At 43.3% G+C, this 20,524-nt stretch carries 18 protein-coding genes; 16 read left to right on the forward strand and 2 right to left on the reverse strand.

The features are described 5' to 3' along the window. Positions 1-224: 224 nt before the first annotated feature. The 8 genes from hoxE to ACEYW6_RS03150 all read left to right on the forward strand — a co-directional run bounded on the left by hoxE (position 225) and on the right by ACEYW6_RS03150 (position 7,211). Positions 225-758: a bidirectional hydrogenase complex protein HoxE gene (gene hoxE, locus ACEYW6_RS03115; RefSeq protein ID WP_412978576.1), complete on the forward strand. Its 534-nt coding sequence runs from the start codon at positions 225-227 to the stop codon at positions 756-758. Next, positions 745-2,430, forward strand: coding sequence for an NADH-ubiquinone oxidoreductase-F iron-sulfur binding region domain-containing protein (locus tag ACEYW6_RS03120; protein WP_412978577.1), 1,686 nt, complete (start codon positions 745-747; stop codon positions 2,428-2,430). Before hoxE ends, ACEYW6_RS03120 begins: the two co-directional genes overlap by 14 nt. Positions 2,431-2,439: 9 nt before the next feature. After that, a complete protein-coding gene (locus tag ACEYW6_RS03125) occupies positions 2,440-2,637 on the forward strand; it encodes a hypothetical protein (protein WP_412978578.1) in 198 nt (65 codons plus the stop codon). Between the two features lie 137 nt (positions 2,638-2,774). Then, positions 2,775-3,491, forward strand: a complete 717-nt coding sequence (gene hoxU, locus ACEYW6_RS03130; RefSeq protein ID WP_412978579.1) for a bidirectional hydrogenase complex protein HoxU — start codon at positions 2,775-2,777, stop codon at positions 3,489-3,491. A 36-nt stretch (positions 3,492-3,527) separates the two neighbouring features. Then, the gene (locus tag ACEYW6_RS03135) at positions 3,528-4,052 is read left to right on the forward strand and encodes a DUF3122 domain-containing protein (RefSeq protein WP_412978580.1); all 525 of its coding nucleotides are present in this window, start codon (positions 3,528-3,530) and stop codon (positions 4,050-4,052) included. Between the two features lie 40 nt (positions 4,053-4,092). Further along, a complete protein-coding gene (locus ACEYW6_RS03140) occupies positions 4,093-4,638 on the forward strand; it encodes an oxidoreductase (protein ID WP_412978581.1) in 546 nt (181 codons plus the stop codon). A 122-nt stretch (positions 4,639-4,760) separates the two neighbouring features. Beyond that, positions 4,761-6,209, forward strand: a complete 1,449-nt coding sequence (locus ACEYW6_RS03145; RefSeq protein WP_412978582.1) for a Ni/Fe hydrogenase subunit alpha — start codon at positions 4,761-4,763, stop codon at positions 6,207-6,209. 147 nt (positions 6,210-6,356) lie between these two features. Beyond that, positions 6,357-7,211: a sulfurtransferase gene (locus ACEYW6_RS03150; protein WP_412978583.1), complete on the forward strand. Its 855-nt coding sequence runs from the start codon at positions 6,357-6,359 to the stop codon at positions 7,209-7,211. Between the two features lie 104 nt (positions 7,212-7,315). Here the strand turns inward: ACEYW6_RS03150 and ACEYW6_RS03155 are convergent, their stop codons facing one another. Beyond that, a complete protein-coding gene (locus tag ACEYW6_RS03155) occupies positions 7,316-7,645 on the reverse strand; it encodes a chitin binding peritrophin-A domain-containing protein (protein WP_412978584.1) in 330 nt (109 codons plus the stop codon). A gap of 188 nt (positions 7,646-7,833) precedes the next feature. On the opposite strand from ACEYW6_RS03155, the gene ACEYW6_RS03160 reads away from it, so the two are divergent. The 3 genes from ACEYW6_RS03160 (at position 7,834) to ACEYW6_RS03170 (ending at position 12,168) form a co-directional block, all read left to right on the forward strand. Next, entirely contained in the window at positions 7,834-8,307 is a 474-nt protein-coding gene (locus ACEYW6_RS03160) for a hydrogenase maturation protease (protein ID WP_242059189.1), read from the forward strand. Positions 8,308-8,351: 44 nt separating this feature from the next. Then, on the forward strand, positions 8,352-11,123 hold the full coding sequence (locus tag ACEYW6_RS03165; RefSeq protein ID WP_412978585.1) for a bifunctional acetate--CoA ligase family protein/GNAT family N-acetyltransferase: 2,772 nt from the start codon (positions 8,352-8,354) through the stop codon (positions 11,121-11,123). Positions 11,124-11,382: 259 nt separating this feature from the next. Then, positions 11,383-12,168 carry a class I SAM-dependent methyltransferase gene (locus ACEYW6_RS03170; protein ID WP_412978586.1) on the forward strand — a complete coding sequence of 262 codons (786 nt, stop codon included), beginning with the start codon at positions 11,383-11,385 and terminating at the stop codon, positions 12,166-12,168. A gap of 151 nt (positions 12,169-12,319) precedes the next feature. On the opposite strand, the gene ACEYW6_RS03175 is transcribed toward ACEYW6_RS03170, so the two are convergent. Next, complete coding sequence (locus ACEYW6_RS03175; RefSeq protein ID WP_412978587.1) at positions 12,320-13,285, reverse strand: class I SAM-dependent methyltransferase; 966 nt, start codon at positions 13,283-13,285, stop codon at positions 12,320-12,322. A 578-nt stretch (positions 13,286-13,863) separates the two neighbouring features. Here ACEYW6_RS03175 and ACEYW6_RS03180 point away from each other — a divergent pair. From ACEYW6_RS03180 to ACEYW6_RS03200, 5 genes are all read left to right on the forward strand, one after another. Then, positions 13,864-14,562, forward strand: coding sequence for a glutathione binding-like protein (locus ACEYW6_RS03180; protein WP_412978588.1), 699 nt, complete (start codon positions 13,864-13,866; stop codon positions 14,560-14,562). 58 nt (positions 14,563-14,620) lie between these two features. Further along, positions 14,621-15,166 (forward strand): GNAT family N-acetyltransferase, encoded by a 546-nt coding sequence (locus ACEYW6_RS03185; RefSeq protein ID WP_412978589.1) that lies wholly within the window; start codon positions 14,621-14,623, stop codon positions 15,164-15,166. Positions 15,167-15,175: 9 nt separating this feature from the next. After that, on the forward strand, positions 15,176-16,372 hold the full coding sequence (locus ACEYW6_RS03190; protein WP_412978590.1) for an MFS transporter: 1,197 nt from the start codon (positions 15,176-15,178) through the stop codon (positions 16,370-16,372). Between the two features lie 47 nt (positions 16,373-16,419). Continuing rightward, positions 16,420-17,277, forward strand: coding sequence for a lysophospholipid acyltransferase family protein (locus ACEYW6_RS03195; RefSeq protein ID WP_412978591.1), 858 nt, complete (start codon positions 16,420-16,422; stop codon positions 17,275-17,277). Between the two features lie 210 nt (positions 17,278-17,487). After that, positions 17,488-20,493 (forward strand): lamin tail domain-containing protein, encoded by a 3,006-nt coding sequence (locus ACEYW6_RS03200; protein ID WP_412978592.1) that lies wholly within the window; start codon positions 17,488-17,490, stop codon positions 20,491-20,493. The last annotated feature ends 31 nt before the right edge of the window (positions 20,494-20,524 follow it).

The raw sequence follows: 20,524 nt of genomic DNA on the forward strand, positions 1-20,524 counted from the left end.
AGGTGCGATCGTTCACCAGTTCTGCGGCTTCCGATTTTCCATTCCTTTTCCCCATAAAGTTTTAACCCAGTTGAAGAGGCTGAACAGATTTTAGCAATACCTCCCGCTCTCCTTGTTCTCTTCTGGTCAACATGAGCTAGCGTATCTCACAAGTTTCTCAAATTGTTCTCCTATCATCATAACTGTGAGACTCGCAACATCTGAAGCGACGAGAGGCTCAAACGATGAATGCAGAATCTGCTGTTAAGAGGAACAACACGACAAAAACACCCTCCGTAACTCGCGGTGATAAGCGCTTTAAAATGCTGGAAGCAACTATAAAACGCTACCAGTATCAACAGGATGCACTCATTGAGATATTGCATAAAGCGCAAGAACTGTTTGGTTATTTAGAAAACGATGTATTAATTTACGTTGCTCATAATCTCAAACTGCCACCTAGCCGAGTTTATGGTGTTGCCACTTTCTACCATTTGTTTTCACTTGCCCCTAGCGGCGTACATACCTGCGTGGTGTGTACGGGTACAGCTTGTTACGTTAAAGGCGCTGAAGCTATCCTGGCAAATTTAGAAAAGTCTATTCACATCCACGCTGGTGAAACCTCAGCAGATAGACAAATTTCACTGCTAACAGCAAGGTGCCTGGGTGCTTGTGGAATTGCACCTGCTGTAGTGTTTGATGGTACCGTTTTAGGCAATCAAACTGCTGAATCAGTCCTTGATCGCATCAAAGGATGGTTACAAGATGGATCTACCTGAGTTAATTGAAATTGCACAACAAGAAAGTGCTTCAGAGAAACCTGTGCAAATTCGTTGTTGTGTTGCGGCTGGTTGTCTGTCTGCCAATTCACAAGCCGTCAAACAGCGTTTGGAAGAAGCTGTCACAGCAGAAAATTTGGCGGAAAAAGTAGAAGTTCGTGGCGTTGGCTGTATGCGTTTGTGCTGTCAAGGGCCATTAGTACAGATTGAGAGAAACACCGAATCAGAAAGTCTAGGTACACTTTACGAGAAAGTCACACCTGATGATGCACCCTCAATTATTGCTGCTCTGAATGGGGGAGAGACAACAGTCCAACAAGGTGATTTAACTCATCCATTTTTTACATACCAGATGCCGATTGTTTTAGAAAACAGTGGCAAAATCGATCCAGAACGCATTCAATCTTATATTGCCGCCAAAGGTTATCAAGGGCTTTACCATGTCTTGCGGGAGATGAATCCTAGCGAAGTAGTAGATGCTATTACCCGCAGTGGTTTACGGGGACGTGGTGGTGCTGGTTATCCTACAGGTTTGAAATGGGCAACAGTTGCTAAAGCAAAAGGCGATGCCTACGGCGAGCGATCGCATAGTGTCTCGTTGGCGCAGCCTATCGTAGAAAAGAGAAGCGATCGCAAATTTGTAATCTGCAATGCCGATGAAGGCGATCCGGGGGCGTTTATGGATCGCAGCGTCTTAGAAAGCGATCCCCATCGCGTTTTGGAAGGAATGGCGATCGCAGCCTATGCTGTAGGCGCAAACCAAGGCTACATCTACATCCGGGCAGAATATCCCATCGCCATCAATCGTTTGCAAACTGCAATTCGTCAAGCACAACGCCTTGGCATCTTAGGCAGTCAAATTTTCGATTCTAGCTTTGATTTCAAAATTGATATTCGTATTGGTGCTGGTGCTTATGTATGTGGTGAAGAAACCGCTTTAATGGCTTCTATTGAAGGTAAACGCGGTACTCCTCATCCCCGTCCACCTTACCCTGCCGAGTCTGGTTTGTGGGGCTATCCAACCTTAATTAATAACGTTGAAACTTACGCCAATATTGCACCCATTATTCGCAAAGGTGCTGAATGGTTTGCTAATATTGGCACTCAAAAGAGCAAAGGCACAAAGGTTTTCGCTCTAGCTGGCAAAATCCGTAACACAGGTTTAATAGAAGTACCGATGGGAACTTCACTGCGGCAAATTGTGGAAGCAATGGGCGGTGGCGTACCAGATGGCGGTGTGGTAAAAGCAGTCCAAACTGGTGGCCCTTCTGGGGGATGTATTCCAGCAGCAGCTTTTGATAGTCCGGTGGATTATGAATCACTCACTCAACTTGGTTCAATGATGGGTTCCGGCGGCATGATTGTCATGGATGAAACTACCAACATGGTGGATGTCGCCCGCTTTTTCATGGAATTTTGCATGGATGAATCTTGTGGTAAGTGCATTCCCTGTCGGGTGGGGACGGTGCAGTTATATAAATTGTTGACAAAAATTAGTGAAGGTAAGGCATCCTTTGCTGACTTGGAACTGCTAGAAGAACTCTGCGACATGGTAAAACATACCAGCTTGTGCGGTCTTGGTCAGTCTGCACCTAATCCGGTATTTAGTACCTTGCGTTATTTCCGTGATGAATATTTGGCTTTGATTAAAGAAACCGCCATATCTAAATAGGTGGGTCAAATGTTTACCAAAATTTTCTTCGGCATTGGTGCATTGCTGGCGATCGCATTCATAGTTTTAGTCATCATTCAGATAAAGAACCAAAAAGAAGTGAGTAAGATTTGGCGATCGCTAGAATCGTCACCAACAAGCGATCGTTTCACTGAACACAATTCAGAGTTCTTTCAAGCAAAGATTGAGCGGGCTGAGTTTTGTTGAGTATAGCAGGAGGCAGGAGGTTAAACATTACTGTTCCTAACATTTACACTCTCAAAATGTCCTAATCTATATGCTCTTTACCGGAACTCAAAACAATCACTCTTGTGTTGATGAATGACTAAAAAAGTGAGGTAAAAATGGCAGTCAAAACTTTAACAATCAATGAACAATTAATCAGCGCCCGTGAGGAAGAAACCATTCTCCAAGCAGCGCAGGATGCAGGGATTCACATTCCGACTTTGTGTCACCTAGAAGGAGTTGGAGATGTTGGGGCTTGTCGGCTTTGTTTAGTAGAAATTGCTGGCAGTAATAAACTTCAACCTGCTTGTGTGACGAAAGTTACTGAGGGTATGGAAGTTGAGACAAATAGCGATCGCTTACAAAAATATCGTCGCACAATTATCGAAATGTTATTTGCTGAAGGTAATCACATTTGCTCGGTTTGCGTAGCCAATGGTAATTGCGAATTGCAAGACTTGGCGATTGAGATGGGTATGGATCATGTGCGGTTAGATTACCATTTCCCCGATCGCAAAGTCGATGTTTCTCACGATCGCTTTGGTGTTGATCATAACCGTTGTGTTCTTTGCACTCGTTGCATCCGTGTTTGTGACGAAATTGAAGGAGCGCACACTTGGGATATGGCGGGTAGAGGCACAAATTCACATGTAATCACTGATTTAAATCAGCCTTGGGGAACCTCAGATACTTGTACTTCCTGCGGCAAATGCGTTAATGCTTGCCCGACAGGTGCGCTTTTTAACAAAGGATCAAGCGTCGGAGAAATGAAACGCGATCGCGCCAAGCTTGATTTCCTAGTTACAGCACGGGAAAAACAACAATGGCTTATTTAGTCACTAATCATAAATTAGCACAATGAGGTAAATCTAATGTTACGCCGCATCTTAAAAACTTTTTGGTGGCTCCTATTGCTGGGAATATTAACAATATATATATACCTGGGTTTAGCAACTTTCACATCTCAACAGGCGATTGCTGCTGTTATTCAATTAGAAGAAGCGCCAGGAGAAATAGTATATCGCTCACAGCAAAAATTGAATGATGAATTAGGAAATTATTGGCAGGTTGTCTTGTTTAAGCGAGTTAATTCTAATAGCAAGAAAATATCTTCAATAAATCTCCGGTTGGTGGGATTTCCCGGTTCTCAGGAACTGGCCCATCCCTTACCCTTGAAGATTACTAGTGATACAGGTAAAGTATTGACTGCTCCCGATATTTTCCTCGATGAAGCACCAGCACCAACTATTGGTCAGTATGACTTCAAGGATGTTTTACCTCAATTGCCAACGGAAGATTTGTTGATTGGTATACCTGTAGGTAAACAACACTTCATCAATCTATCAATACCTCAATACATCGTGCAGGAATGGCAAGAAGTGGCACTAAAGTCCTAAGTCCTAAGGTCAAAATTCATTTGCTCCTCAAAAAAAGAAAATGGCTCGTTTAAAATTAGCGACGGTTTGGCTAGGCGGCTGTTCTGGCTGTCATATGTCTTTTCTCGATTTGGATGAATGGCTGATTGATTTAGCACAACAAGTAGATTTAGTTTTTAGTCCCTTTGCTGATGCCAAAGAATATCCTCAAGGGGTGGATGTGGTGTTAGTTGAGGGTGCAGTTGCCAATGAAGATCATCTGCAAATGATTCAGATAGTAAGAAAGCGATCGCACATTCTTGTTTCCTTTGGTGATTGTGCTGTTACTGGTAATGTTACTGCTTTACGCAATCCTTTAGGTAGTGCTGAACCGGTTCTTCAACGTTGTTACATCGAAGCAGCAGATATTCACGGCACAATTCCCCATGAACCTGGTATTGTGCCAACCTTGCTAGATCGGGTGATACCAGTACATACAGTAGTACCAGTTGATGTGTACTTACCAGGATGTCCACCTTCAGCAACTCGGATTAGAGCAGTGTTAGAGCCACTGTTAAGGGGAGAAAAACCACAGCTAGAAGGACGTGAATTTATCAAGTTTGGTTAACTTCACAAGTTACTCAGATTATTTATCTAAGTTGGAGTGAGGCAATTACAAAAGGATCTTAAAAGCAATTTATACCCATATTGCATCAGCAATATTAGAAATTTGCTTGACCTGAACTAGTTATGAAAAAAGTAATCATTGACCCAGTTACCCGAATTGAAGGACACGCCAAAATCACTATTTATCTAGATGACACGGGACAAGTAAGCGATGCTCGTTTTCATGTCACAGAGTTTCGTGGTTTTGAAAAGTTTTGTGAGGGCCGTCCGCTTTGGGAAATGCCAGGAATTACAGCGCGAATTTGTGGGATTTGTCCGGTGAGTCATTTATTAGCATCAGCAAAGGCAGGCGATCGCATTCTTGCGGTTACAATTCCTAAAGCTGCTGAAAAACTGCGCCGTTTGATGAACTTGGGACAAATTATCCAATCCCACGCCTTGAGTTTCTTCCACCTCAGCGCCCCAGATTTATTATTAGGAATGGATAGCGACCCCCAAAAACGCAATGTATTTGGCTTAATTGCAGCCGAACCAGAACTGGCGCGTGGAGGAATCCGCTTGCGTCAATTTGGACAAGAGATTATTGAACAATTGGGAGGGCGCAAGATACATCCATCATGGGCGGTTCCTGGTGGTGTCCGCGAACCCTTATCCGAGGAAGGACGCACCCATATTCAGAACCGCATCCCGGAAGCACGCACCACAATATTAGATGCACTGGGTAGGTTTAAAGGCTTACTCAATGATTATCAAAGAGAAGTGCAAACCTTTGGTAATTTTCCTAGCTTATTTATGGGTTTAGTCACTCCTGATGGTTTGTGGGAAAACTACGACGGACATATTCGTTTTGTAGACAGCGCCGGGAATATTATTGCTGATAAACTCGATCCAACTCATTATCAAGAATTTATCGGTGAAGCAGTTCAACCAGATTCTTATTTAAAATCTCCCTACTATCGCCCTTTAGGTTATCCTGACCAGAGCGACCATTGTCGTTTAGATAGTGGTATTTATCGGGTAGGGCCGCTAGCACGTCTGAATATTTGCAGTCATATTGGTACACCTTTAGCTGATGCAGAATTGAGAGAATTTAGAGACAGAGGAAAAGGCACTGTCACCTCATCATTTTTCTATCACTATGCCCGGTTAATTGAAATTCTGGCTTGCATTGAACGCATAGAAATTATCATAGATGACCCAGATTTAATGTCTAAAAAATTGCGTGCTGATGCTGGCATTAATCAATTAGAAGGAGTGGGTGTAAGTGAAGCACCACGTGGGACATTATTTCACCATTATCAAGTTGATGAAAATGGCTTACTTCAGAAAGTAAATTTAGTAATTGCCACAGGTCAGAATAATTTAGCAATGAATCGCACAGTAGCGCAAATCGCGCGGCATTTTATTCACGGTTCAGAAATTGCTGAAGGGATGTTAAACCGTGTTGAAGCGGGAATCAGAGCTTTTGACCCTTGTTTGAGTTGTTCAACTCATGCGGCAGGACAAATGCCTTTGCATATTCAATTAATTGGGACAGATGGGAATATTGTAAATGAAGTTTGGCGAGATTAATCTATTCTGAATTCTTGCTTGAAAACAATACAGCCACAAAAGTTCTCTTGTAACATTCAATATTTCTTCTTCTGTGATTTGCATTCCAAAACGCAAATCTACCGGGCGCGATAATGCCTAATGGTAGGATAACAGAAGCATGAAAGCGTGAATACAAAACTCCTCATTTCTCCTCAAGAACTCACGTCGCTGTCAGCAGAAAAATCGTCACAGGCTGTCATTATCGATACGCGAACTCCCGAAGATTATGCTATTTCTCATATTCCTCAATCCATAAATATTAGAGATTTTTTCACCTATCTTTTAGAGAATTCCTCTCCAGAAGGATTAAAGGTATTGCAAGAGTATTTTGCAGAAATTATGAGCAAGCTGGGAATATCGGGTGCAGAACGGATAATTGTGTATGAAGATGCTTTAAATAGAGGTTATGGTCAATCTTGTCGAGCAGCTTTCTTACTGAAGTATTTGGGTTGCACTCAGGTATCTATCTTACACGGAGGATATAGAGCATGGCTCAGAGAGGGATTATTTACTACCGATGAAGTACCATTACGTGAAAGCAGCATATTTAGATTGCATCCCAACGCTGACATGATGGTGACTACCGCCGAGATGTTGCAAGCAATTGACAATCCAGCAATTATTAAATTAGATGTGCGCGATCGCAACGAATGGCTTGGGCTAAGTTCTTCTCCCTACAATCCTGATTTTTGTCCCCGCAAAGGTAGAATCCCTAACTCTGTATGGTTAGAATGGCATCATCTAATGAATTCTGAATCGGAAATCCCCACGTTCCGATCGCCAGATGAAATCCGAGAAATTTGTCAGTCAGTAGGTATTACTTCAGAGTCCATTGTGTATATTTACTGCTTTAAGGGTTCAAGGGCTGCTAATACATTAATAGCCCTTGAACAGGCTGGAATTTCTGGCAGAAATTATTTTGGCTCTTGGAATGAATGGTCTCGTGATTTTTCACTACCTATTGATAATAGATTAATGTGAGCTTCAGATAGTTAGCGAATCAATTTTAGGTGCATTTTCCCTGCGCGTAGGCGTAGCCCAACCTAGGCATCGCAGACGAGGTTTCTTGCTGTTAGATAGATACTTTAACTAGCCTGTTTGCATTTAGGAGCTGGAGAAACTGCCCAAGGATGGTTACATACTGAGATGGATTCATCGAAAATTGTGCCTTCCCCACAGTCAAAGTCAAACTTTGTAAAGGATTTCCCGTCTTGGCTGAAATCTACGCAACGGAAGAATTTGGTACAGTCCTCTGGATTGACGAAAAATCCCTCAGATGTACATTTGCCAGCCAGTGCAGTGCTGTTGCTATCCGTAGCAGGTGCAGGACTGTTGCTATCAGCAGCGAGTGCAGGGCTAATGGCGACCCACATTGCTAAAATCATTGCACAACAGCACAACAGTATTTTTTTCATGGGTTCTTTTTACTTATAAATTACGAGTTGGTGTATCAATTTGAATATATTCTCAGCATAAAAGTGAGAATGCAAGGACAGATAAGACAGTTAAAGAAAAAACCAGAAAATTTGTCGATTGAGCAGTTCTTCACAAGTTCTTCAAGTTTTTTGCATAACTTGAAAGTAGTGTTAGACAGCCAAAAACTATGAATTGCAATGCGATGGGCTACGCGCCGCCGGAGGCGATCGCCATTGGTTACGGTAATGAATTGCGTAGCGATGATGGCATTGGGCAACGAGTAGCTAAGGCGTTGCATCTATCAAACGTGAAATCTCTTGCTGTCCACCAACTCACCCCTGAACTGGCTGAAGCTTTAGCAAATGCTGATTTGGCAGTCTTTATCGATGCTTGTTTCACCTCTGAAAGTTCTCAGGTACAAGTACAATCGCTTTCACCTGAATCTTTCAAGATTATTGCAGGGCATATAGGCGATCCGCGATCGCTCTTAGCTCTGACTCAAGCTGTATACGGTCGTTGTCCGCCAGCTTGGTGGATAAAAGTACCAGGAGTAAACTTTGAATTAGGTTGCTACTTATCACCATTTGCTGAAATTGGAGTAGCGATCGCCCTAAAAAAAATTACCCAAATTATAGACGAAAATTTCAGCTTACTTCTTTAAAATTTTCCTGAACGGTTACTTTCCACCACAGGTAACAGCGAATCATGCAAAAGCCTATCCAGTCATCCGTTGATCGCGCCTATGATATTTTGCGAACCGAGAAAGCTAATCCCCTTGATGCTATCTTTGCCGCAAAAAGTGTTGCTGTAATTGGTGCTAGCGAAAAAGCTGATAGTGTTGGACGCACCCTGCTATGGAATTTGATTAGCAATCCTTTTGGTGGAACTGTTTTCCCTGTCAATCCCAAGCGGCACAGCATATTGGGAATCAAAGCATACCCGACTATCTTTGATGTTCCAGAACTAGTGGATTTAGCAGTTATTGCCACCCCAGCACCAACAGTCCCAAGCATTATTAATGAGTGTGTGGATGCAGGTGTCAAAGGTGCAATTATTCTTAGTGCTGGTTTTAAAGAAGCTGGTGCAGAGGGTGTAGCTTTAGAACAGCAAATACTTGAGCAAGCACATCGTGGCAAAATGCGGATTATTGGCCCGAACTGCTTAGGTGTGATGAGTCCACGAACAGGTTTAAATGCAACTTTTGCCAGTACAATGGCACGTCCTGGAAATGTCGGCTTTATTAGTCAAAGTGGAGCGCTTTGCACTGCTATCCTTGATTGGAGTTTTCGGGAAAACGTCGGATTTAGTGCCTTTATTTCCCTTGGTTCAATGCTGGATGTGGGTTGGGGAGATTTGATTTACTATTTGGGTGATGACCCGCATACCAAAAGTATTGTCATTTACATGGAATCAATTGGGAATGCGCGATCATTTCTCTCAGCAGCGCGGGAAGTTGCTTTAACCAAACCGATTATTGTGATTAAAGCAGGCCGTACTGAAGCCGCAGCAAAGGCAGCAGCTTCTCATACTGGTGCACTAACAGGAAGTGATGAGGTTCTTCATGCAGCTTTCCGGCGTTGTGGAGTGTTGCGCGTCAACAGCATCTCTGACTTGTTCGATATGGCGGAGGTGCTGGCAAAACAACCCCGTCCCAAAGGGCCACGCCTGACAATTTTAACTAACGCAGGTGGCCCTGGAGTACTTGCCACCGATGCTCTGATTGCTGCTGGTGGAGAAGTTGCACCAATTTCTGAAGAAACTAGCGCATCCCTTAACCAACTATTACCAGCACATTGGAGTCACGGCAACCCGATTGATATTCTGGGCGACGCTGACCCAAAAAGATATACCAAAGCGTTAGAAATTGCTGCTCAAGATCCAAATAGTGACGGCTTATTGGTGATTCTCACTCCTCAAGCAATGACAGACCCTACCCAAACAGCCGAACAATTGAAACCCTACGCACATATGGCTGGTAAACCCATCCTTGCCAGTTGGATGGGGGGAGCAGATGTAGCAGCAGGCGAGATGATTCTCAATCGTAACCATATCCCTACATATCCTTATCCTGATACTGCTGCTCGGATATTTAGTTATATGTGGCAGTCTAGTTATAACCTGCGTGGTATCTACGAAACTCCTGTAATGCCTGCACTTGATTCCTCATTAGAGATACCAGACCGTAACTGTGTTGAAAAAATCATTCAAACAGCACGTCAAGCACAGCGAACTATTCTCACAGAGTTGGAATCAAAGCAGATTTTGGCAGCTTATGGTATTCCGGTGGTTGTAACTTGCGTTGCTAAGACCGAGGATGAGGCAGTTCAATGTGCTGAAACAATTGGCTATCCAGTTGTTTTAAAGCTCTTTTCCCAGACAATTACTCATAAAACCGATGTTGGCGGTGTGCAGTTAAATCTGAAAGATGCTGAAGCTGTACGACACGCTTACAAAGCTATTGCAGAATCAGTGAGTGAGAAAGTAGGTGTTGAGCATTTTTTAGGTGTAACCGTGCAGCCTATGGTAAAAATGGCCGGTTATGAACTGATTATCGGCAGTAGTCTCGATCCACAGTTTGGCCCGGTATTGCTTTTTGGTACAGGGGGACAACTAGTCGAGATTTTTTGCGATCGCGCGATCGCACTTCCACCCCTGAATACAACTTTAGCGCGGCGCATGATGGAGCAAACACAGATTTACAAAGCGCTGAAAGGTGTTCGGGGACGCAAAAGTGTTGATATAGCCGCCCTTGAACAATTAATGGTGGTATTTAGTCAATTAGTTGTCGAACAGCGTTGGATTAAGGAAATCGATATTAACCCATTGCTGGCTTCATCTGAACAATTGATTGCTCTCGATGCGCGGATTATCCTTTATGAACCAAATGTTAAAGAAGAGCAACTACCAAAGTTAGCGATTCGACCCTATCCCACACAATATAGTGGCAACTGGATGATGAGAGATGGCACTCCTGTTACCATCCGTCCTATCCGTCCAGAAGATGAGCCGTTGATGGTGCAATTTCACAAGACACTCTCAGAACAAAGCGTTTATTTTCGTTATTTCCACTTAATTAAACTCCAGTCGAGAGTAACCCATGAACGATTAACACGCATCTGCTTTATTGATTACGATCGCGAAATAGCCCTAGTTGTGGAATATCAAAATCTTGAAACCCAGACACGGGAAATTTTGGCAGTCGGTCGGTTAAGTAAAATACATGGTACAAATGAAGCAGAATTTGCTATTGTGGTGTGCGATCGCTCTCAATGCCAGGGGATAGGAACTGAATTACTACAAAGATTACTGCAAGTTAGTCGAGATGAGCAACTGAAAAGAATCACTGCTGATATCTTGGTTGATAATTATGCTATGCAAAAAGTTTGTGAAAAACTTGGTTTTCGGATCGAGGAGACAGATGATCCAACTGTAGTCAAAGCCCAAATCGATATCAAAAAAGTTCATCCCGGAAAATAACGTGAGCTTCTAACGAACACCATTCTTTATGCCTTAAAAGAACCCCACAATGCTTGGACATAAGAAATAGAACTACGTCCCTGGGTAGAGAACTTCTAGCCTATGCATCAGGTACATGAACAAACTTTCGCTACTATTAATATTTACAGCGAAAGTAGGGTTGAAGCAGAATGTGTGGACAGCAGGCTCAAGCCTGCCGAGTCGTTTTTCCTCCCAGGGCTAAAAGCCACTGGGTTTCCAAACTCCCGTGAGGTTTTTGATGAAAATTGATTTTGGTGCAACTGCTACTGATTATGCAAAACACCGCGCTGGCTTTCCCAGTTCATTATTTAACAAACTGTCTGAATATGGTATAGGTTTACCAGGGCAGAATATTGTTGACCTCGGTACAGGAACAGGAACACTAGCGCGGGGCTTTGCTGATAGAGGTGCTTATGTGATTGGCATAGATCCATCAGTATCACTTTTAGAACAAGCGAGACTGTTAAGCGAATCTGTCCAACTCAAAGTAGATTATCGAGTCGCAACTGCCGAGAATACCGAGTTACCAGACGCAAGTGCAGATGTGATCACTGCTGGACAGTGTTGGCATTGGTTTGACCGTCCGCGTGTTGTCCAGGAAATTACTCGCATATTGAGAAGAAATGGCTCGCTGGCGATCGCTCATTTTGATTGGATACCCTTAAAAGGTAATGTAGTTGAAGCAACAGAACAACTGATCAAGGCTCATAATCCAGCGTGGAATCTGGGCGGCGGTAATGGATTGTATCCCCTATGGTTACAAGACATTGGCGAAGGAGGATTCCGAGAAATCCGCACATTTTCTTACGATGTATTTGTGTCTTATACACACGAGGCTTGGCGGGGACGAATTCGTGCTAGTGCTGGTGTGGGAGCCAGTTTGACACCAGAAAAGGTAGAAGTATTTGACCAGGAATTGACGGCATTACTCGAAGCAAAATATCCTACACCAATTCTTCAGGTTCACCACAGAGTTTGGGCAGCGATCGCAAAATCACCACAGTCAGGAAATGAAAAAGTATAGTGGTCACTGCCATCTTGGACTACTAGGCAATAAAATTGCTCTATCCAGACAAGCTACAGGGGCATGATGAATTGAAGCTCTATGTTTCATCCAGAGAAAGCCATCACTAGCGGCACATAGCCAGTCGCTAGTGATGGCTTATAATACACAGCTAGTCGTGCTTGATAGGTTTGATTCTAGCGATCGCTTGTAGTAACATTTTTGGCAGCCAAAAAAGATAACAATATAGTTGTTTTACCTGACTATAAAGCGAGAATAACTTTCCTTCACTCAATAAAGTATATGGTTGAACTGCTCTGAGAATTTCTGCAAATTTATCTTCCGCCGCACTTTGAACTGAACCACTTACAGAATAACCTTGTAAATGTGGAGGTAGGGACCAGTTAATTTTAGGATCTGGCTGATGTATTACAGGCTCAACATTTCCCCGCCATGCAACTCCCATAATTTGCATAGTTTGATAGACCATTGTGTTCCACCCTTTCTCTTTTAAGTAGTCCAAGCCTTGGCCTACGTCGGGAGAAGCCAAATCATGAAATAAAATTAAAGCATCTGCTTCTGCAAGTTGTTCGCAAATAATTGTATCATTCAGCGGAGCTGGTGCTTCGTGATTACCATCTATAAATATCAATGACCATTTCCGTTGAAATTTATTTGCTATCTCTTCTACTTTTTGAGGGCTATATCCTGGTATTAGATTCACGGATTCTTTAACACCTGCCGACTTTAACGAATCTGTGACGCTTTCATTAAATAATTGTTCGGATAGCATAGGATCGATGACATCTAGCTGCACTCCTCCTAGAGCTAAATGACAAGCTGACCAACCCATCCAACAACCTATTTCTAAAGCTTTTTTGCCATGAAATTTTAAGGCTGTATTGTATATAATATGAGCTTCATCTCTGCTGACAAATCCTACATTTTGCCGTCGCTTATCAACGTACCAATTATGAGTAATATCCCTTCGCAAGTAAAGCCAAAAAGAATCATATTTATTTCCTAAAATTATATTGGGAAAATATAAATCTGGCTGGATAGTAGCAAATCCTGATGAAACATAATCTCCTTTTGGCAATAAGTTTCCTTCAATCAGCTTTACTGTTTTTTCAATCATAAGTTACTCTCTAAATTATTTGAAATTCTCGGTTTTTGGTTACAATTTAACTTCACCAAATTCTCTAAAAGCGCCATGTATCTACAGATGAGCTTCGGACTAAACCTCCATCGATAACTAAAGCAAGCTAAGTTAAATCCAACACAAATAACCTCTTAGCGGTCTACAGCAAGCGGCCGATCAATGCTTAATCAGGGACTAAAATAGATGTTAACCACATAGCCTGAAGTTATCGATCTGAGATTCATCTTCAAACCAGAATTCCCAGGCACAACCTGAAAATGTCATCCAGAAACTAAAAAGTTAATTTTTTTTAAGCATCTCGTCTTTTTTTGTAATGCAAAATAATCAGTAATAGTCCAGCAAAATATTCCAGTATGGGGCTTTAGCTCCATTCCTGACAGCGATTTTCCATCTTACCTCTAGGACAAGACTTTTGGGTATAAAGTGCTAAACTGCTTACTGGGCATACATTTTCGCAGTTTTTTCCCCTTTTTTTCAAATTTTGTGAGAAATTCGAAAGAACTGTCCGCATCATTCACTTAAAAAACAATCGCACAATTTTAGGAAAAATAACCATGATTGATCTTTACTATTGGACAACCCCAAACGGTCATAAAATTACGATTTTCTTGGAAGAAGTCGGCTTGCAATATACCATAATTCCTGTGAATATTGGGGCTGGGGATCAATTTAAACCGGAATTTTTAAAGATTTCTCCTAACAATCGCATCCCCGCGATTGTTGACCACGAACCAGCAGATGGAGGTGCGCCAATTTCGGTATTTGAGTCTGGTGCAATCTTGCTGTATTTAGCAGAAAAAACCGGGAAATTAATCCCCCAAGATTTACGTAATCGCACTCAAGTTTTAGAATGGTTGTTCTGGCAAATGGCAGGTTTGGGGCCAATGGCGGGACAAAATCATCACTTTAGCGCCTACGCTCCCGAAAAAATAGAGTATGCCATTAATCGCTATGTGAATGAGACGGGACGCTTATATGCAGTGCTGAATAAGCAACTAGCAGATAAAGAATTTGTGGCTGGCGATTATTCCATCGCCGATATTGCTGCTTATCCCTGGATTGTGGGTTATGAACGCCAAAGTCAGAATCTAGAAAATTTTCCTCATCTCAAGCGCTGGTTTGAGGCAATTAAGGCCCGTCCAGCAACAATTCGTGCCTACGAGAAAGCAGAAGCACTGAAAACTCAAGCGCTTGATCCAGATAAGTCACGAGATTTGTTATTTAACCAGTCGGCGAAGACTATTCAACCTTGAGCGTTTTGAATTATTTTGTCACTGTGGCGATCGCTAAGTAAGCTCTAAAGGAGCAATTATGAGCAACGATTTCTCACTATCTTCCTTTCCTGAATTAGAAACAGAAAGGCTTCTTCTTCGTGAGACAACTTTGCAGGATGCTGAGGCTATCTTTGCTGTATTCTCCGATCCAGCCGTGACTCAGTTTCACGATCTTGATACTTTCACTTCTATTGAAGAAGCGATCGCACTCATTGTCCGTAGAGCCAAGCGGTTTGAGCAAGGAGAAGGAATTCGCTGGGGAATTGCCCGTAAGCAAGACAACGTTTTGATTGGTTCTTGTGGCTTTAGGTGGAACCCACAAGAAAACTCTGCTGAGGTCGGTTATGAGCTTGCCAGTACTTTTTGGAGACAAGGCATAATGACTGAGGCAGTGCATACCATCTTGCAATTTGGGTTTGAGAAAATGGGTTTGCGTTTCGTTGTTGCCCAAGTCATGCTGGACAACATAGCTTCTAAAAAGTTGCTAGAAAAGTTAGGTTTTCAGAGTCAGGGTGTACTGAAACAGCATGGCTTCTTCAAAGGGCAGTATCACGATCTAGAGCAATTTGTGATTAACAAATAGGAGAAGTGAGTGGGCAGGTTAGCAACGGACATAGCAGGCAAAACACCTGTCTCATTAGGACTGTTGGGCGCTGCTGCCTTCATGGTGATTGCTGATGCACGGGTGATTGATCCCCTACTGCATATTATTGCCGACGAGTTCAAAGTCGGCGTTGGCACTGCTGCGGTGATTATCTCGGCATATACGATTCCCTACGGGCTATTTCAGTTAGCCTATGGCCCACTAGGCGATCGCATCGGCAAACTTAAGGTAATTACAATAGCACTGGCGGCATTTGCTGTAGGTACTGCTGTTTGTGCCTTTGTCTCAAATATAGTCTTACTTACCTTGCTACGGTTTCTCACAGGGATAGCTGCTGCTGGGATTATCCCCGTCACCCTAGCTTATATTGGTGACAACTTTCCTTATGAAAAACGCCAAGCTGCGATCGGCAAGTATCTAAGTGCCCTGATGCTAGGTCAAATAATGGGTGGTAGTTTGGGCGGCATATTTGGGGAATATATCAGCTGGCGTGATATCTTTCTCCTATTTGGCATCGTCTCCCTTGGCATTGCTGGACTTCTATGGCGTAAGACGCGCCATCTGGGTAATGGTCAACGTTCCCAAGGTCGTGTAGGTAGGATAACATTTCGGCCTTATTCCCAACTGTTGACCCAACCGATCGCCCAGACTGTGATTGTGGGGGTGTTTGTGGAAGGCTTTTGCGTCTTTGGGGCATTTGCTTACATCGGCGCATTTCTGCGCGATCGCTATAGTCTAAGTTATGTAGCGATCGGGTTTATGCTCAGTGGTTTTGGATTGGGTGGACTGATTTATAGTCGCTCAGTTAAATGGTTAGTCAGGCGACTGGGTGAAATTGGTTTGATGGGAGTGGGAGGAGGCTTGATGTGTATCAGCTTCTTAGCGATCGCATTGTTCCAGAACTGGATGCTGTTTATCCCCTTGAGTATTTTAATGGGATTGGGCTTTTATATGATGCACAGCACCCTCCAAACCCAAGCCACTGAGCTTTCCCCCCAAGCACGAGGCACTGCTGTTTCGCTGTTCGCCTTCAGCTTGTTTGTCGGACAGGGAATCGGCGCAGCAGTATTTGGTAGGATTGTCGATAACTTCGGCTACATTTATTGCTTTATTCTAGTTGGTGTAGCGATCGCTCTGCTCTCTGTTTGGTTAGTCAAGCAGAAGCAAAACAGCGATGAAAGCTAAGGTATACACAGAGCCTCTAGAGGAGAGCAAGGGATTAGAATGCATCAATGTCAAAAAAGCAACATCAGTTAAATAAAAAACCCGGTTGGTCTTTGGATGAGCGAGATCCAAAATTCATAGAATCTCTGATGCCCCTGTTGGGCTTTTTCTATCACTACTATTTTCGAGTTCAAACTAGTGGTTGGGATAATATTCCACCCCAAGAAAAAGTCCTATTTGTCGGTTCACACAATGGGGGACTCGCAGCTCCCGATATGACAATGGTGATGTACGACTGGTTCCGACGATTTGGTGTTGAGCAACCCGTTTATGGTTTGATGCATCCCAAAGCTTGGCAGGTTAGCCCGCCAATAGCCCAACTGGCCGCCAAAGCTGGAGCAATCATGGCTCATCCAAAAATGGCTTACACTGCCTTGCGCTCTGGAGCTAGTGTGCTAGTTTATCCAGGTGGAGCCGAAGATGTCTTCCGACCGCATTATTTACGTAATAAAATCTACTTTGCAGGGCGGCAAGGATTTATCAAGTTAGCGTTACGGGAAAATGTGCCGATTGTGCCTGTGATTTCCTGGGGTGCTCACGATACGCTGATTGTACTGGCTGACTGCTACAAAGTTGTGCAGCAACTCCACGAATGGGGAATGCCTTGGCTTTTGGGGATTGATCCGGAAGTTTTTCCTATCTATCTCGGACTACCTTGGGGATTAGCAATTGGCCCGTTGCCCAACATTCCATTACCAGTGCCCATGTATACGCAGGTTTGTCCGCCAATTGTATTTGAACGCTACGGTCGAGAAGCAGCTAGCGATCGCCACTATGTCAATGAATGTTATGAATTAGTTGTTAGTCAGATGCAGCAAGAGTTAGATCAATTGGTGAAGCGAACTGCTAAAGCCAATTCTCTATGATGCATATAATTAGTCTGCGTACTGCAAAGCAGAAGCCCTTCAAGCAGCGTCCCTTCAGGTAAATAGACCATGCTAGTAGGGGCATAGCTTTGCTGTGTTCGTAAATGTGAATCAAGATGGTAGGTTCTCGCTGATATTGGGCAATCTAAAAGTAGGCGATCGCTTTTTGTTACCAATTAAAGCCTGGAGTGAGGATCTGGTAAACCAGTTATGAGCCTATTTTTTAAATATCTTTCACAGGTAATTTTCCTGCCGAGAGGCTGCGCGAACCTCAAATCTCTCAGACACCGAAGAAGATGGCTTGGTAGGCTGGCTCTAATACTGTGTACTTGGGGTTACTGGATACAACCAGTTCAAGCAGAAGGCAGTAGGAATTTGTATCCTAGCGGTACTACTGGTGCTAGAGCCAACCTTGAATGGCGGGCGACAGACAAGTATGGGCCTACAACCCCTGCGGATCATTCTCTTCTGCGGCGCACATTGCTACAAGTGTATGCTAAAGCTGGAGAATACATCCTCTTGGGTTCTAGTTCTGTGGGAGTAGATAGTGGTGATATTTTGATCTATGGCACCAAAACAGGTCGAATAGGTAATGAAACCCTCTCTAATCTTAAGTTCCAATGCTCCACCCAAAGAACTCAGACTCTAAACACAAATCAGGGTAAAATATCCAGCCGTAACCAAGAATTAGCAGGCCCAGACACAATCACAAACCCAGCAACTGCAACGACGGGTGGGGCGATCGCTAATGGCTACGTACCATGTTACTATCAAGTTCCAGTCGGCGGCGATGGGATTTATTATGTAGCTTTCTATGGAGGTCAAGGAGGTAATAGTAATTTTGATGGAACTCCTACATCAACAATTGACTTCGGCACCAACTTTAAAGATCCATCAGGAACCAGTATAGCTGCGTGGGATGTGACGGTACGCAGCAGCTTGACTTCCACAACAGATATTAACGGGCGACTCTTTGCCGACTACTTAGCACTATTTACTGGAGGCAATGGCAGACTGATCGAATCTTCATTCTACATTGTCACTAAAGATGGTTATCAATATAAAACTGCCCTCAATGGCTTAGACCCCAATGGTTTTGTCATTTATGGCAATGATGTAGGCTACTATGACAGCGATGGAAAAACACCACTCTACCATGATGTTCTGAGTGCAGTTAATAATGCTCTGATGCCACAACTTCAAGGTGGAACAAATTTCGCCTTACCCAACCACGTCATTTTCTTCAATAATCCTCAAACTAGCGCCGGAACAAATGACTCTCTCTTTGCCCGTGGTATCCCTACTGTAGCGACACTTCCAAGCATCAGTAATTCTAGCTTTACTGGTACAGCTGGGGCTAATAACTCTAACCAAAACACAGGTGGAGTTTTTAAATTCGACAGCAATGTAGCAGGCAACTATGAAATAGTCATCAGCAGAGATGGTAATGATTATGATCCTGCTAATCTACAAAACCGAGTACTGCGGGGAACGATGACGGCATCTGGAAGTCAAACCGTTACCTGGGATGGTAAAGATAATAATGGTAATTTTTTCCCCGTTGGCACAGACTACCCAGTTAACATCACAACTCATGCTGGCGAATACCACTTTCCTCTTATAGATGCTGAAAACAGTACCAAGGGAGGGCCAAGTTTTACTCTCCTCAACGTCACCAATCCTTTGGGAAATAATACAGGGTTTTACGACGATCGCGGCTATCGTACCTTGTCTGGGACAAATGTGGGAACACCAGGTAGTCTATTGTGTGGAAATTCCCCACCATCTATATCTCACAGTAACCTGGTAACAGGATTTAATACTACTAGTACTCAGCGTGCCTTTGGTACAGCCACTGGTGGTAACACTAATGAAGTTTGTACAGGCTCCTTCGGTGATGTCAAAGGATTAGATATATGGACTTATGTTCCTAGTAATGCAGTTCTAACTTATTTAAATATTATCCCAACAACTTCTTATCAAGTTTCACCATTGGCGGGTCAAGTTATTATCAACGAGGTGCTTTATAACGAAACTGGTACAACTACTGATACCAATGATGAGTTTATTGAACTCTACAATGCTTCTACATCCCCGGTAGATTTGAGTGGTGTGAGGTTGACAGATGGCAACGTTATTGTCGGTAGTAGCGATGCTGCTGGCGGCTTTCATTATACTTTCCCCAGTGGCACTACTTTACAACCAGGGAAATATGCTGTCATTTGGATTGGTAATAATAATGCCAACCATCAAGCAACAGGAGCAGTTTTTCAAGCTTGGTTGGGACAAACTCCCAAGCTCAACAATTCCGGTGATGATGTTTGGTTATATGATAACCAAAATAAGATTATTGACTATATCGCCTATGGTGCGGGTAATGAGGTTAATACACCTCCCCAAAGTTCTCTAAATTTGTGGGACAACACCTATCAGTCTTCTCTGGCTGGGGCTAATTCCGGCCAGTCTATCAGCTTGACCCCCAATGGTAAAGATACTAATATCAGTGCTTGCTGGGAAGCAACCACCAGTGGAAACGCTAGCACACGGTGTCCAAACTTCCTACAAACTAGAGATACTGATACTACAGGTAGTCGTGTTACCAGCGTTGGAGAAAGTAATAACGGTGCGACTACGGTTAATGCAAAGCTTTTGTTAGTGAAACGCATCACCCGCATCAATAACCAAGATTTAACCGATATTGTGGATGGTCGCAGTGACGTTGCTATTACTGCTGCTAATTATGTCCCAGAACCCTATGCCTCTGATGATAACGATCTTGCATGGTCTGCTGGCTATCTGCGGGGATTGATTAATGCTGGGACTGTTAAACCAGGAGATGAGTTGGAATATACTATCTACTTCCTCTCTAAAGGCCCAAATGATGCTACTAATGTTAAATTCTGTGACTTAGTTCCTGCCAGTACTACTTTTATTCCCACTGCATTTAATGGTAAGACTCCTCGTGATGGTGGCTTAGGAGGAGCAGATCAAGGTATTGCCCTTGCTGTTAGTTCTAGCAGTCCCACAGTTTACCTCAGCAATATAGAGGATGCAAGCGATCGCGGACGCTTTTATGCTGCTAACGATCAAACCCCATCATACTGCGGTGCTAACACCAATGGAGCAGTGGTGGTGAATATCACACGAAGTCCCGATTTACCCAATTTAGCCAAAGATTTTTACGGCTTTTTTCGCTTCCGAGCCAGGGTGAAATAATCGCAAGTGAGGAATGAATGGTGATGAGTTA

The organism is Nostoc sp. UIC 10607 (assembly GCF_047228265.1).
GTDB classification, from domain to species: Bacteria; Cyanobacteriota; Cyanobacteriia; order Cyanobacteriales; family Nostocaceae; genus Nostoc; species Nostoc foliaceum_A.